At 69.3% G+C, this 13,630-nt stretch carries 11 protein-coding genes and 2 pseudogenes; 12 read left to right on the forward strand and 1 reads right to left on the reverse strand.

Going from position 1 to position 13,630, the window contains the following annotated elements; all coding sequences use genetic code 11:
* The first annotated feature begins 2 nt into the window (after positions 1-2).
* From cpaB to AC0L5F_RS13995, 6 genes are read left to right on the forward strand one after another with little or no spacing between them, the layout of a single operon-like run.
* Positions 3-710 carry a Flp pilus assembly protein CpaB gene (gene cpaB, locus AC0L5F_RS13970; RefSeq protein WP_473314018.1) on the forward strand — a complete coding sequence of 236 codons (708 nt, stop codon included), beginning with the start codon at positions 3-5 and terminating at the stop codon, positions 708-710.
* The gene (locus AC0L5F_RS13975) at positions 707-1,858 is read left to right on the forward strand and encodes a CpaE/TadZ family protein (RefSeq protein ID WP_473314019.1); all 1,152 of its coding nucleotides are present in this window, start codon (positions 707-709) and stop codon (positions 1,856-1,858) included. The genes cpaB and AC0L5F_RS13975 overlap by 4 nt, the downstream gene beginning before the upstream one ends.
* The gene (locus tag AC0L5F_RS13980; protein WP_473314020.1) at positions 1,855-3,234 is read left to right on the forward strand and encodes a CpaF family protein; all 1,380 of its coding nucleotides are present in this window, start codon (positions 1,855-1,857) and stop codon (positions 3,232-3,234) included. Before AC0L5F_RS13975 ends, AC0L5F_RS13980 begins: the two co-directional genes overlap by 4 nt.
* A complete protein-coding gene (locus tag AC0L5F_RS13985; RefSeq protein ID WP_473314021.1) occupies positions 3,231-4,160 on the forward strand; it encodes a type II secretion system F family protein in 930 nt (309 codons plus the stop codon). Before AC0L5F_RS13980 ends, AC0L5F_RS13985 begins: the two co-directional genes overlap by 4 nt.
* Positions 4,160-5,041, forward strand: a complete 882-nt coding sequence (locus AC0L5F_RS13990; RefSeq protein WP_473314022.1) for a type II secretion system F family protein — start codon at positions 4,160-4,162, stop codon at positions 5,039-5,041. The genes AC0L5F_RS13985 and AC0L5F_RS13990 overlap by 1 nt, the downstream gene beginning before the upstream one ends.
* A 59-nt stretch (positions 5,042-5,100) precedes the next feature.
* On the forward strand, positions 5,101-5,760 hold the full coding sequence (locus AC0L5F_RS13995) for a hypothetical protein (protein ID WP_473314023.1): 660 nt from the start codon (positions 5,101-5,103) through the stop codon (positions 5,758-5,760).
* Positions 5,761-5,783: 23 nt separating this feature from the next.
* Here the strand turns inward: AC0L5F_RS13995 and AC0L5F_RS14000 are convergent, their stop codons facing one another.
* Positions 5,784-7,298 (reverse strand): dolichyl-phosphate-mannose--protein mannosyltransferase, encoded by a 1,515-nt coding sequence (locus AC0L5F_RS14000; RefSeq protein WP_473314024.1) that lies wholly within the window; start codon positions 7,296-7,298, stop codon positions 5,784-5,786.
* Between the two features lie 50 nt (positions 7,299-7,348).
* Here AC0L5F_RS14000 and rsmI point away from each other — a divergent pair.
* The 6 genes and pseudogenes from rsmI (at position 7,349) to AC0L5F_RS14030 (ending at position 13,620) form a co-directional block, all read left to right on the forward strand.
* Positions 7,349-8,175, forward strand: a pseudogene (gene rsmI, locus AC0L5F_RS14005) (16S rRNA (cytidine(1402)-2'-O)-methyltransferase).
* 10 nt (positions 8,176-8,185) lie between these two features.
* The gene (metG, locus tag AC0L5F_RS14010; RefSeq protein WP_473314025.1) at positions 8,186-9,769 is read left to right on the forward strand and encodes a methionine--tRNA ligase; all 1,584 of its coding nucleotides are present in this window, start codon (positions 8,186-8,188) and stop codon (positions 9,767-9,769) included.
* Positions 9,766-10,633 (forward strand): annotated as a pseudogene (locus AC0L5F_RS14015) (TatD family hydrolase). The gene metG and the pseudogene AC0L5F_RS14015 overlap by 4 nt, the downstream one beginning before the upstream one ends.
* A 61-nt stretch (positions 10,634-10,694) precedes the next feature.
* Positions 10,695-11,798 carry a ubiquitin-like domain-containing protein gene (locus tag AC0L5F_RS14020; RefSeq protein ID WP_473314026.1) on the forward strand — a complete coding sequence of 368 codons (1,104 nt, stop codon included), beginning with the start codon at positions 10,695-10,697 and terminating at the stop codon, positions 11,796-11,798.
* 74 nt (positions 11,799-11,872) lie between these two features.
* Positions 11,873-12,703 carry a 16S rRNA (adenine(1518)-N(6)/adenine(1519)-N(6))-dimethyltransferase RsmA gene (gene rsmA / locus AC0L5F_RS14025; RefSeq protein WP_473314027.1) on the forward strand — a complete coding sequence of 277 codons (831 nt, stop codon included), beginning with the start codon at positions 11,873-11,875 and terminating at the stop codon, positions 12,701-12,703.
* The gene (locus AC0L5F_RS14030) at positions 12,700-13,620 is read left to right on the forward strand and encodes a 4-(cytidine 5'-diphospho)-2-C-methyl-D-erythritol kinase (protein WP_473314028.1); all 921 of its coding nucleotides are present in this window, start codon (positions 12,700-12,702) and stop codon (positions 13,618-13,620) included. The genes rsmA and AC0L5F_RS14030 overlap by 4 nt, the downstream gene beginning before the upstream one ends.
* The last annotated feature ends 10 nt before the right edge of the window (positions 13,621-13,630 follow it).

Raw genomic sequence — 13,630 nt, forward strand, 5'->3', positions numbered from 1 at the left:
TCATGAACAAGAAGCTCATCGCCTTGCTGATGGCGGGACTGCTGACCGTCGCCGGTGTGGGTGCCGTCATCGCCTACGCACAGGGTGCGGACGAGCGCGCCTACGACAACGCCCAGCTGGTCCCGGTGCTCGTCGTGAGCGAGCCGGTCCCGGCCGGCTCGCCGGCCAATCGTCTGGCCGGAAGCGTCGAGACCAAGCGCGTTCCCAAGTCCGTCCTCGTCAAGGATGCGGTCACAGACCTCGCACCTCTCGGGGACGAGGTCACCAACGCCGCACTGGTTCCTGGTGAGCAGGTGCTGCGCAGTCGTTTCGGTCCACCGGCGGAGAAGGAGGTCGACACCTCGGAGCTGCCTGAGGGCATGCAGCAGATCGACCTCACGATGCTCCCGCCGCGTGTGCCGCAAGGCACCAAGGCCGGCAGCGTGGTCGGTGTCGTCGCGAGCTACCTCGATGGGGCCGCCGGTACGGGCTCCACCCGCATGACCCTCAGCAAGGTGCGGGTCATGGCCGTCAAGGAGGGCGTGGCCGGTGACGCCGGCGCCGGGGTCTCGACCGAGAACGGCGTCCGGGTCACCCTGGCGGTCACCACCCACCAGGCCGAGAGGCTCGCCAACGCGACCGAGTTCGGCAAGGTGTGGTTGACGCTGCAGAACGACAAGACCGACGTCAGTGGTTCGAAGAAGACCAGCCCGAAGGAGGTCCTGGGATGAGCGACATCATGCTGCTCGGAGGCGACGGTGGGTTGGAGTACCGCATCGGCACCTTCGGCGACGACGTGGACAAGGTCTCCCTCGAGGACACCTTCCAGCCGGGCTTCGACGTCCGGTCGATCATCACCGTCGACTCGACGCCCGACGTCCTGCTGCTCGGTCCCGAGCTCGACCACGACACGATGCTGTGGATCGCCGAGTCCGTCGACGCGATGCGCGTGCCCACGGCGGTCGTCGCCGTTGCCGAGGCCACGCCGAAGCTGGTGCTGGAGGCCATGCGCGTCGGCATCCGCGACATCATCGATCCGGACGCGCCCGATGACGACTTCCGCGAGGTGCTCGGTCGGGCGCGTGAGCACGTGGCGCGCTTCCTGGGGGCCGCCACCGACGCGACGCGTCGCGTCGACGGCCGGACGATCGTGGTCGCCTCGCCCAAGGGCGGTGTCGGCAAGTCGACCGTGGCGGTCAACATCGCCGTCGAGATGGCACGCATCGCGCCGTCGCAGGTCGTTCTGGTGGACCTCGACCTGAGGTTCGGCGACATCGCGACCATGCTCGACATGTCCCCGGACCACTCGATCAGCGACGTGTTCGCCAGCCGCAGCGGATTGGACACCCTGCTGCTCAAGACCTTCCTGACCGCGCACCCGAGCGGTCTGTGGGTCGTCGCGGCGCCGGACTCACCGGCGGCTGCCGACACGATCGATGCCCAGCAGGTGCACCAGCTCCTGCAGGTGCTCGCCCAGCAGTTCCGGTACGTCGTGGTCGACACGGGTTCCGGCCTGGACGAGCACACCCTCGCCGCCATCGAGGAGTCGACCGACGCAGTCCTGGTCACGAGCCTCGACGTGGCCGGTGTGCGCAACATGCGCAAGGAGATCGAGCTGCTCGCCACCGTGGGTGTGCTGCCTGCGCGCCAGCACCTGGTCGTCAACATGGCCGACCGGCAGTCCGGTCTGAAGCCGGTCGACGTCTCCACGGTCGTCGGTCTGCCCATCGAGACCGTCGTCCCGCGATCGTCCGACGTGGTGCTCGCCTCGAACAGGGGAGTGCCGCTGCTGACGAAGAAGCGTCAAGGTGGTGCGGCCGCCAAGGGCCTGCGATCGATCGTGACTGCCGTCCTGCGTGACGCAGGTGAGTCCGCATGAGTCTCAGTGAGCGTCTTGAGTCGGCGCGGCAGCCGATCCCGATCAAGCCGCGACCCCGACGCCAGGCGGACGAGGTCGAGTCGAACCAGGGTGCAGCCCTCAAGCAGCTGAAGTCCGATGCCATCAGCGCGCTGCTGGACCGCGTCGGGTCGCGCCTCACCGACTCCTCCATCACCGACGACCAGCTCAAGGTCGTCGTCCGCGACGAGCTGTCGGAGATCATCGCCGCCGAGCAGGTGCTGCTGACCGGCGAGGAGCGCCGCAACCTGATCAAGGACATCGAGGACGATGCGCTCGGTCTCGGGCCGCTGCAGCGTCTGCTCGACGACAGCACCGTCAGCGAGATCATGGTCAACGGCCCTGACCGCATCTACGTGGAGCGTGGCGGTCGCCTGATCGATTCCGGCATGGCCTTCTCCTCCGAGCTCCAGCTGCGCCGCGTCATCGAGCGCATCGTGTCAAAGGTGGGGCGGCGCATCGACGAGTCGTCGCCGATGGTCGACGCCCGCCTCCAGGACGGGTCGCGCGTCAACGCCGTCGTGCCGCCGCTTGCCGTGCATGGATCGTCATTGACCATCCGCAAGTTCTCCGAGACCCCGTTGCGGGTCACCGACCTGGTCCGGATGGGAACCATGACCGAGCCGCTGGCGGAGTTCCTCAACGCCTGCGTGGAGGCTCGCCTGAACATCTTGGTGTCCGGTGGAACCGGCACCGGCAAGACCACGCTGCTCAACGTGCTGTCGTCGTTCATCCCGTCGTCGGAGCGCATCGTCACGATCGAGGACGCCGTCGAGCTGAAGCTCATGCAGGACCACGTCGTGACCTTGGAGAGCCGTCCGTCCAACATCGAGGGCAAGGGCGAGATCACCATCCGTGACCTGGTGCGCAACTCGTTGCGCATGCGGCCCGACCGCATCGTGGTCGGCGAGGTGCGCGGCGGGGAGTCGCTGGACATGCTGCAGGCGATGAACACCGGTCACGACGGCTCGCTGTCCACGGTCCACGCCAACTCGCCGCGCGACACGGTCTCGCGACTCGAGACGCTGGTGCTGATGGCTGGCATGGACCTGCCGCTGCGTGCCGTGCGTGAGCAGATCTCCTCGGCGGTCGACCTGATCGTGCAGCTGTCCCGCATGCGTGACGGCACGAGGCGGATCAGCTACGTGACCGAGGTGCTGGGGATGGAGGGGGAGAACGTCGTGCTGCAGGACGTGTTCCTCTTCGACTACGCCGCGGGTCTGGACTCGAGTGGTCGGATGAAGGGCATGCCGACCTTCACTGGCGTCCGACCGCGCTTCATCGACAAGTTCGAGGAGATGGGCCTGCCGTTCGACCAGGAGAAGTTCATGAGCAGGGTCGGGGCTGGTCGGCCATGATGCTCGGACTCGCCATGTTCTGCCTGCTCATCGGGTTCGGCATCGTGCTGTACCTGGTGATGGAGCCGTCACTGGTGCGCGTGTCGTCGTCGCGACGTGGTGCGGGGGCGCAGGAGAGCGGTCTCGCGGTGGTCGGCGACCGTCTCTCGGGAGCGGTCGACAACGCGCTGCGCAGCGGCTCGTGGTCACCGGTCAGTGCCGTCTCGCTGGAGCTCGCCGGGATCTCGACGACGCCCGGCACCTTCCTGGTCACGGTCGCCGCCGCGATGCTGGCCACCGCCATCTTGAGTGCGACGTTGACCGGCAGCGTGCTGCTCGGGCTGCTGGCAGGTGCGCTCGTGCCGTTCGTCGCCAAGATCGTGCTCGCCAACCGCACGACGAAGCGTCGGTCCGCCTTCGCCGAGCAGCTCGACGCGACGCTGCACCTGTTGGCGTCCGCGCTGCGCGCCGGCCACAGCCTGCCCCGGGCCCTGGACACCACCGCCCGTGAGTCGCTGTCGCCGACGAGCGAGGAGATCAGCCGCCTGATCAACGAGAACCGCATCGGTCGTGATCTGGTCGATGCCATCCACACCTCGGCCGACCGGATGGACAACGAGGACTTCCACTGGGTCGCGGAGGCCATCGCCATGCAGCGCGAGACCGGCGGCAACCTCAACGAGGTGCTCGAGCGGGTCGGCGACACGATCCGCGAGCGCAACGCGCTCATGCGCGAGGTCCACACCCTGTCGGCTGAGGGTCGCGGCTCGGCCAAGATCCTCATGGCTCTGCCGGTGCTCGTGGTGATCACGCAGTCCGTGATCAATCCCAGCTCGCTGCAGATCCTGCTGCACACCAGCACCGGACACATCGCCGTCGGAGTGTCGGCGGTGCTGTTCCTGGGCGGCATCGTGTGGATGCGCTCCGTCACGAAGGTGAAGATCTGATGGCCCCCGCGATGTTCCTGATGCTGGCGTTGGTCCTGCTGCCGGCTGCGCTGTGGTTCCTGGCCCAGGCGTTCGAGCTGATCCCCGCCAGCGGCGCCGGCGTGCGCTCCCGACTGGGGCAGGGCCAGGACGCTGAACGAGGCGCCACCGTGGCGCAGGTGTCGGGCCGAGTCACGGCGGGCACGTGGCGCGCGTTCACGACCGCCAAGTCCTTGGCCACCATGGAGCGCAACCTGGCGGTGGCCGGCAAGCCGGCTTCGGCCGTGCGCACCCTGCTCAAGATCAAGGTGTTCGCGCCGATCCTCGTCCTGCTGTTCGGTTGGTCCTTCGTCGGAGCTTCCGGTGGCCTGGTGCCGTGGCTGACCGTCGGTCTCGGCGTCTTCGCCGCCTACCGCTACCCCGACATCTACTGCTCGTCGCGAGCCAAGGAGCGGCGCGACCTGGTCGTGGCCAGCCTCCCCGACGTCCTGGACCAGCTGACCATCGCGCTGGACGCCGGCATGAGCTTCGAGTCAGCGTTCGCGCGGGTGGGTGCGACCCACCGTGGTCCTCTGGGACCGGAGATCCTCCGCACGGTGCAGGACATGGCCGTCGGCATGCCTCGTCGCGAGGCGTACCTGGCGTTGGCCGAGCGCAACGACATCGCCGACCTGAGCCAGCTCATGCGCAGCCTGGTCCAGGCCGAGGAGTTCGGCGTGCCGATCTCCCAGGTCGTGCGCCTGCAGGCTGACGAGATGCGGGACAAGCGTCGTCAGCGAGCAGCCGCCTCGGCGCAGACGGTGCCGCTGAAGCTGATGTTCCCGATGATGGCGTGCCTGCTGCCGGTCATGTTCATCATCCTGCTGACCCCCGCGGTCGTCGGCATCGGAAAGACGTTCTGATCGCAGGTCTCGACAGACCGGTCGACCCTCGTGCTCGCTGGGGGTGCGACGATGTCACCATGACCGGGACCTCGGACCCCCACGAGACGTCGGTCGTCGAGGCTGCGGCTCAGCTCGGCGTCAGCGACCGGCAGGTCCGCAACCTGGTCGCCCGGGGCGAGCTGTTCTCGCCCCGCAGGGGCCGCATCAGCGTGGTGTCCCTGACCGACTACGTCGCCCGGCGCGGCGAGGTGCAGGCGCGCGTGTGGTCACCCCGCACGGCGTGGGCGGCTCTGGAGCTGATGACCGGCGGCGCGGCGAGCTGGATGGGTTCGTCGCAGAGGTCACGCCTGCGCCGGGAGCTGGCCACGCTCGATGCCCAGCGTGTGGTGTCCAAGCTGCGCAACCGCGCCGAGGTCCGCACCTATCGGGTGGCGATCGACCGGCTGCCGCGCCTCGAGGCCGAGGTCGCCGTGGTGCGTCCCGGTGAGGACCGCCTGGACGCCTACGTCGACGAACGCGTCCTGTACCGCCTGATCAGCGAGCAGCAGATGGTCCGCACCGTCCCGGGCAACGTCACCGCCCGCGTGCTGCCCGAGGACGTCGGCCAGGACTTCGCCGAGATGGTCATCTCGCACGGGTCGGTCGTGGCCGGTGTGGACCTGATGACGTCGATGGACCCGGTCGAGCGCCGCATGGGCGAACGGTTGGTCACCGAGGCTCTGTACTGGGTGCGCTAGGAGGGCCGCTCGGGTCCGACCGGTCAGATCCAGCGGGGTGACCACATGCGGCTGTACCAGGCGTCGTAGGGGATCAGCTGGTCGGTGAGGATCGGGTAGAAGTAGCAGAACAGCCCGACCGCGGTCACGGCGAACGCCCCGATCGCCACCATCGCCACGTACCGACCCCGCACCGTGGTTCTGGACCGGTAGGCGAGGTCGGCCAGCATCGCGATCGCCACGATCATGAACGGCACCACGGTGACGGCGTAGAATGAGAAGATCGGCCGGTCGTCGTTGAGGAACCACGGCAGCCAGCCCGACAGGACGCCGACCAGCGGGACGGCCCAACGGCCCTGCCCGGTGGCGACCCAGGCCACGAGCGTGCCCACGGTGGCCATCGCGCCACCCCACCAGACGGCCGGATTGCCCAGGATGGTCACCACGCGGATGCAGCTGGAGTCGGCGGCTGCCCCGCAGGTGGCGGCCGGAAGATCGTTCTGCGCGTCCACCCCGACCGGACGATCGAGCACGAGCCAGCCGATCGGGTTGGACTGGTACGGGTGCGTGGCCGCGTTCAGGCCCTTGGTGTGGAAGTCGTAGGTCATCACGTGGAAGTGCCACAGCGACCGCAGGGCGTCGCGGGTCTCGCCCAGGAATCCGCTCGGCGGACGGTCGAGGTAGGTTCCCCAGGGCGCCGAGTAGTCGCCGTACCCGTACCCGAAGCGTGCCTCGAAGGTCTGGTGGTGGATCAGCCACCCCGTCCAGGTGAGCAGGTACACCACACCGGCCACGAGCACGATCGATGCGAAGGCCGGTATGCCGGTGCGCAGCAGTGCGGTCCACCGCTCGCGCCGTGCCATCACCTCCCAGACGACCACCAGGACGCCGAACGCGGCCAGCGAGTACAGGCCGCTCCACTTGGTCGCGCAGGCCAGGCCGAAGCACACGCCCGCGCCGAGCTGCCAGGGTCGCCACCACCCGCGGATCCGTTCGCGCGCCATGGCCTGGTCGTGATCGGCCACCAGGCAGGTGACGGCGGCGAGGATCCAGAACGCCAAGAAGACGTCGAGCAGCGCGAGCCTCGACATGACGAAGTGGGCGCCGTCGACGGCGAGCAGCAGTCCTGCGAAGCAGCCGATGATCGTCGAACCGGTCAGGCGGCGCACCAGTCGTGCCAGCAGCAGCACGGTGAGCGAGCCGATCACGACCGCGGAGATCCGCCAGCCGAACGAGTTGAGGCCGAACAGCTGCTCGCCGACGGCGATGAGCGCTCGCCCGGCCTCGGGGTGCACCACCCACGACGGCTGGCCGGTCATGAGCCCGGTCAGGTCGCCGGCGACGATCTTGTCGTTGGCGTTCTCGACGAAGTCCTGCGCGTAGCCGTGCTGCAGCATCGACCACGCGTCCTTGGCGTAGTAGGTCTCGTCGAACATCAGCCGGTCGGGGCTCGCGACGTTCCAGATCCGCAGCACGAAGGCGAGGATCGCCACCCCGATGGGCCCGATCCATCCCCAGGCCCGATCAGACGGTCGGAGCAGCCGGTTGGTCACACGCACCAGGACAGCCTAGGCCGCGGCTCCGCGCGCCGTGCTGCGACGATGGGGGTGTGCTGATCCTCGCGGGTACCCCGATCGGGCGGGCCGACGACGCGAGCCCGCGGCTGCGGGAGCTGCTCGGCTCGGCCGACGTCGTGGCGGCCGAGGACACCCGACGTCTGCAACGACTGGCCGCAGACCTGGGCGTGACCATCACGGGACGGGTGACCTCGTACTTCGAGGGCAACGAGGAACGTCGCACTCCCGAGCTGGTCGAGCAGCTGCGCGGGGGAGCCACCGTGCTGCTGGTCACCGACGCCGGCATGCCGAGCGTGTCCGATCCCGGGTACCGGCTGGTGGCTGCTGCCGTGGACGCGGGCCTGGACGTCACGGCCGTTCCCGGCCCGTCCGCCGTCCTCACGGCTCTCGCGGTGTCCGGCCTGCCGGTCGACCGGTTCTGCTTCGAGGGGTTCGCGCCCCGCAAGGCCGGAGAGCGCGCACGGGTGTTCGGGGCGCTCGCGCAGGAGCCCCGCACGATGGTCTTCTTCGAGTCACCGCACCGCACCGGTGCGACGCTCGCCGCTCTCGCGGTCGCCCTCGGTGGCGATCGTCGCGCCGCCCTGTGCCGCGAGCTGCACCAAGACCCACGAGGAGGTGGCGCGCGGCACCCTCGACGAGCTCGCTGACGTGGGTCGGCGAGCAGGAGCACGGCGTGCGCGGCGAGGTGACCCTGGTCGTCGAGGGCGCCACCGCCACCGGTCGCGAGTACTCGGCCGAGGAGCTGCGTGCGCTGGTCGACGAGGCGCAGTCCACCGGATTGAGCCGCAAGGACGCCGTGGCCGAGGTCGCCGCCAGCACGGGGACCCGGCGCAAGACCGTGTTCGACGCCGCTCACTAAGATGGCGTTCGTGCCCGAGCAGCCTGCCGATCCGGTCTTCTACCTGACGACCCCGATCTACTACGTCAACGACGCCCCTCACATCGGCCACGGGTACACCACCGTCATGGGCGACATCCTCACCCGCTGGCACCGCCAGCGTGGCGAGCGCGTCTGGTACCTCACCGGCACCGACGAGCACGGCCAGAAGGTGCTCCGCAAGGCCGAGCAGAACGGCGTCGACCCCCAGGCGTGGGTGGACCGCCTGGTCGAGGACGAGTGGAAGCCGATGCTGTCCACCCTCGACATCGCCAACGACGACTTCATCCGCACCACCGAGCAACGCCACCTCGACGGTTCCCAGGCCTTCTGGACCGACCTGTACGAGCGCGACGCGGTCTACAAGGGCGAGTTCTCCGGCTGGTACAGCGTCGGGTCCGAGGAGTTCGTCGGTGACGACGACGTGGTCGACGGCGAGGGCGACGACGAGGGGTTCCGCGTCTCGTCCCTCGACGGCAGCCGGGTCGAGCGCGTCACCGAGGAGAACTACTTCTTCCGGCTGTCGGACTACCAGCAGCGGCTGCTCGACCTGTACGAGAGCCAGCCGGACTTCATCCAGCCCGAGTCCGCGCGCAACGAGATCGTCTCGTTCGTCAAGCGCGGACTGCGCGACCTGAGCATCTCCCGCTCCACGTTCGACTGGGGCATCGAGGTGCCCTGGGACGCCGACCACGTCATGTACGTGTGGATCGAGGCGTTGCTGAACTACGTCACGGCCATCGGCTACGGCACCGACCCCGAGCGCTTCGACGACACCTGGCCGGCCGTGCACCTGGTCGGCAAGGACATCGCCCGCTTCCACGCCGTGATCTGGCCGGCCATGCTCATGGCGGCCGGTCAGCCCGTGCCGCACCGCGTCTTCGCGCACGGCTGGTTGCTGGTGGGCGGGCAGAAGATGAGCAAGAGCAAGGCCAACGGCATCCGTCCCGACGAGCTGGTCGACGTGTTCGGTTCCGACGCCTACCGGTACTACTTCGCGCGTGCCCTGACGTTCGGCAGCGACGGCTCGATCTCGTACGAGGACCTCAACGCCCGCTACCACGCCGACCTCGCCAACGGGCTGGGCAACCTGGCCTCCCGGGTGGCGGCGATGATCGGCAAGTACTTCGACGGCGCGATGCCCCCGAGCGGTGACCTGACGCCGGCCGAGCAGGCCATCGTCGACCTGACCGCCCGGGCGGTGACCGACGCCGACGCCGCGATCGAGGTCCTCGCTCCGCACGAGGCGCTCGCCGCGCTGTGGCGCATCGTCGACGAGCTCAACGGCTATCTCGCCGAGCAGGCCCCGTGGAAGGCCGCGAAGTCCGACCTCGAGCGCACCGGAACCATCCTGGCGACGGCTGCCGAGGGCCTTCGGGTGCTCTCGATCGTGCTCGCGCCGTTCATGCCCAGGTCCACCCAGGTCCTGTGGGAGTCCCTCGGCGCACACGAGGCGATCGGGGCGCTCGCGGACCAGCGCATCGGGGACGCCGCCACGTGGGGCCAGCTGCCCGTCGGCACCTCCATCACCAAGCCGGACTCGCTGTTCCCGCGCATCGAGACGCCGGACTCGTGACCGAGACGCCGGGGTGGCCGGAGGCTCCCGAGCCGCTGCCATCGCCGGTGGTGGACAACCACTGCCACCTCGACCATCCGGTGCGCACGGCGAAGGACACGCCGGCGTCCCTGATCCCGGTGGACGAGGCGCTTGATCGGGCCGCCGCGGTCGGTGTCACCCGCACGGTGCAGGTGGGCTGCGACGTCGAGAGCTTCGCGCTGGGCCGTCGAGACGGCAGCGGCGTACCCGTCGGTGGTGGCGGCCGTCGCGCTCCATCCCAACGACGCCGCCCGGATGGCGCCGGACGAGCTCGAGGCGGGTCTGGCCGAGATCGACCGGCTGGCCGCTGATCCGCACGTCCGCGCGGTGGGGGAGACGGGGCTGGACTACTTCCGCACCGGGGCCGATCGTCGTCCGGTCCAGCACGCCTCGTTCCGCGAGCACATCCGCATCGCCAAGCGGCACCACCGCACCCTGGTCATCCACGACCGAGACTCCCACGACGACGTGCTGGCGATCCTCGACGACGAAGGCGTGCCCGAGCGCGTGGTGATGCACTGCTTCTCCGGCGACGCCGACTTCGCACGCCAGTGCCTCGATCGCGGGGCCTACCTGTCGTTCGCCGGCACCGTCACGTTCAAGAACGCCGAGAACCTGCGCGAGGCGCTGCGGATCACCCCGATCGACCGGATCCTGGTCGAGACCGATGCGCCGTTCCTCACACCGACGCCGCACCGCGGGCGCCCCAACGCCTCGTTCCTGATCCCCCTCACGGTGCGCTTCATGAGCGAGATTCTGGGGCTGGAGGTGCCTGAGGTGTGTCGTGCGATCAACGCCACCACGGACCGTGCCTTCGGTGGTGGGTGGCCCGAACGGGTTTGACGCCACCCGGGGCCCCGCTATCGTGGGATGTTGCCGTGCTCTCGACCCCCTCAGGATGCATGTGAACTCCGCACGACCCCGTCGATCCCTGCCGATCATCGCGTTGAACATCGCGATCATCCTGCTCGTCGCTGGCGGCACCGCCGCCTACGGTGCGATGAGCCGTTCGGTGACCCTCACCGTCGAGGGCACGAGCCACACGATCCGGACCTTCGGCACCTCCGTGTCCGACGTGCTCAAGGCGCGCGACATCGAGGTCAAGCCCGCCGACAAGATCAACCTGCACCCCTCGCACGAGCTGTCCGACGGCGACGACATCACGGTCGCGTACGCCAAGCCGGTCACGTTGTCGGTCGACGGCGAGGTCAGCCAGCACACCGTCTACGAGAAGACCGTCAGCGGTGCGCTCGACGATCTCGGCGTCAGCGTGCCGGCCGACGCGTTCGTTTCCGAGGACCCCGACGCGACCCTGTCGCGCACCGACAACACCGTGGTCGTGAGCACCAGCAAGAAGCTCACCGTGGTGGCGGACGGCGAGAAGCACGAGCTCGACACCACGGCGCCGACCGTCGCGGGCGCGCTGAAGGAGGCCGGCGTGGCCCTGGGTGGCGACGACGAGATCAAGCCCAGCATCTTCTCCTACGTCGAGCCCGACCAGGTCATCCGCGTCGTGCGCATCACCACCACGAACAAGACCGAGACGGTCCCGGTCGACTTCGACACCGACGTCACCAATGACGCCGATGCGCTCAAGGGCGAGGTCAAGGTCGTCACCCCCGGCAAGAAGGGCACCAAGCGCGAGGACGTCGAGCTGGTGTACGCCGACGGGAAGCTGCGTGACCGCAAGGTGCTGAGCAGCGAGGTGCTGACCGCGCCGGTCACCCAGGTCGAGCAGCACGGCACCAAGGTGCCGCCGCCGACCTCGCCCGACAACGACACGGTCTGGGACAAGATCGCCCAGTGCGAGTCCGGTGGCAACTGGAGCATCAACACCGGCAACGGCTACTACGGCGGCCTGCAGTTCAGTGCCGCCACGTGGAAGAGCGTCGGCGGGCCGGGCCTGCCGCACCAGAACAGCCGCGAGGTCCAGATCAAGTACGCGAAGATCCTGCAGAAGCGCTCCGGTTGGGGTCAATGGGGCTGCGCCAGCGCGAGGTTCAACTGAGCCCATCGATTCCAGACGGTGGGGGTCAGGGCGCTCCCGGTGACGAGCCCGTCCGACTCCTCGGGCCCGCGGAGGTGCGGGAGCTGGCCGCACGGTGCGGCATTCGTCCGACCAAGCAGCGCGGGCAGAACTTCGTCATCGACGCCAACACGGTGCGGCGCATCGTGCGCACGTCCGGGGTCGGACCCGACGACGTCGTGGTCGAGATCGGCCCGGGTCTCGGGTCGCTGACCCTGGGTCTGCTCGAGGTGGCGGCGCACGTCACAGCGGTCGAGATCGACGAGGTCCTGGCCGGTCAGCTGCCGGCCACCATCGACTCCCACGCCCCCGGCAGGTCCTTCGAGCTGGTCGTCGCCGACGCCATGAAGGTCCAGACGTTGCCCGGAGCGGCACCGACCGCGCTCGTCGCCAACCTGCCGTACAACGTCTCGGTGCCGGTGCTGCTGCACTTCTTCGAGCACTTCTCGACCATCGCGAGCGGGTTGGTGATGGTGCAGTCCGAGGTGGCCCACCGGCTGGCGGCGGCTCCCGGGTCGCGGACCTACGGCATCCCGAGCATCAAGGCGGCCTGGTACGGCGACCTGCGGCTGGCCGGATCGATCGGGCGCACCATCTTCTGGCCGGCACCCAACGTCGACTCGGCGCTGGTGGCGTGGACCCGGCGTGAACCGCCCGGCGACGACGAGCTGCGGCGCCGCACCTTCGCGGTGGTGGACGCCGCGTTCGCCCAGCGGCGCAAGACCCTGCGCTCGGCGCTGGGCTCGTTCGCCGGATCGCCCGCCGCCGCCGAGGACGCCCTGGTCGCAGCGGGCATCTCGCCGCAGGCTCGCGGCGAGCAGCTGGCACTGGCCGACTTCGTCCGCCTCGCAGACGCCTTCGGACCATCCCCTAGGTTGATGCCGTGACCTCCGTGACCGTCCGCGTGCCCGCCAAGATCAACTTGTGCCTCGGCGTCGGCCCGGTCCGTCCGGACGGCTACCACCCGCTCGCCACGGTCTACCAGGCCGTCGACCTGCACGACGAGATCAGGGCCACGGCGCGAGACGACGACCAGGTGACCATCACCGTGCACGCCGAGATGGATGCGTACGCCGAGTCCGTGATCGTGCCGGAGAACGAGGACAACCTCGCGGTGCGTGCGGCGCGGGCCCTGCAGGAGGCCACCGGGGCCGATCGCGGCGTGGACCTGGCGATCCGCAAGGTCATCCCGGTCGCCGGCGGCATGGCCGGCGGGTCCGCCGACGCGGCAGCAGCGCTGGTGGCCTGCAACGAGGCGTGGGGCACCGGCCTGACCAAGGCGGACCTCGATCCGATCGCGGCACGGCTCGGCAGCGACGTCCCGTTCCTTCTGCACGGGGGCATCGCGCTCGGCGGCGGACGTGGCGAGACGGTCAGCCCGGTCCTGGCGCGCGGCGGGTACCACTGGGTCTTCGCCACGGCCGCGCACGGCCTGTCCACGGCAGCGGTCTACGCCGAGTTCGACCGCCTCAACGAGGGCCAGCTGATCGACGATCCGGTGGTCCCCGACGCTCTGATGGCAGCGTTGCGTGCCGGCGACGCCGATGCGCTCGGCGACCACCTGTCCAACGACCTGACCGAGGCCGCGCTCTCGCTGCGCCCCGAGCTGACCGACACCCTCGAGATCGGTCTCGACGCCGGTGCTCTCGGCGCGATCCTGTCCGGGTCGGGACCCACGGCGATGTTCCTGGTCGAGGACGAGCAGCACGGACTGGACGTCTCCATCGCGCTCAGCAGCGCGGCCGCCTGTGCCGACGTGATCCAGTCGCGCGGGCCGGTTCCGGGCGCCCGCATCATCGGGTGACCGTGAGGTC

It is taken from the genome of Aeromicrobium sp. 10G20-16 (assembly GCF_055809665.1).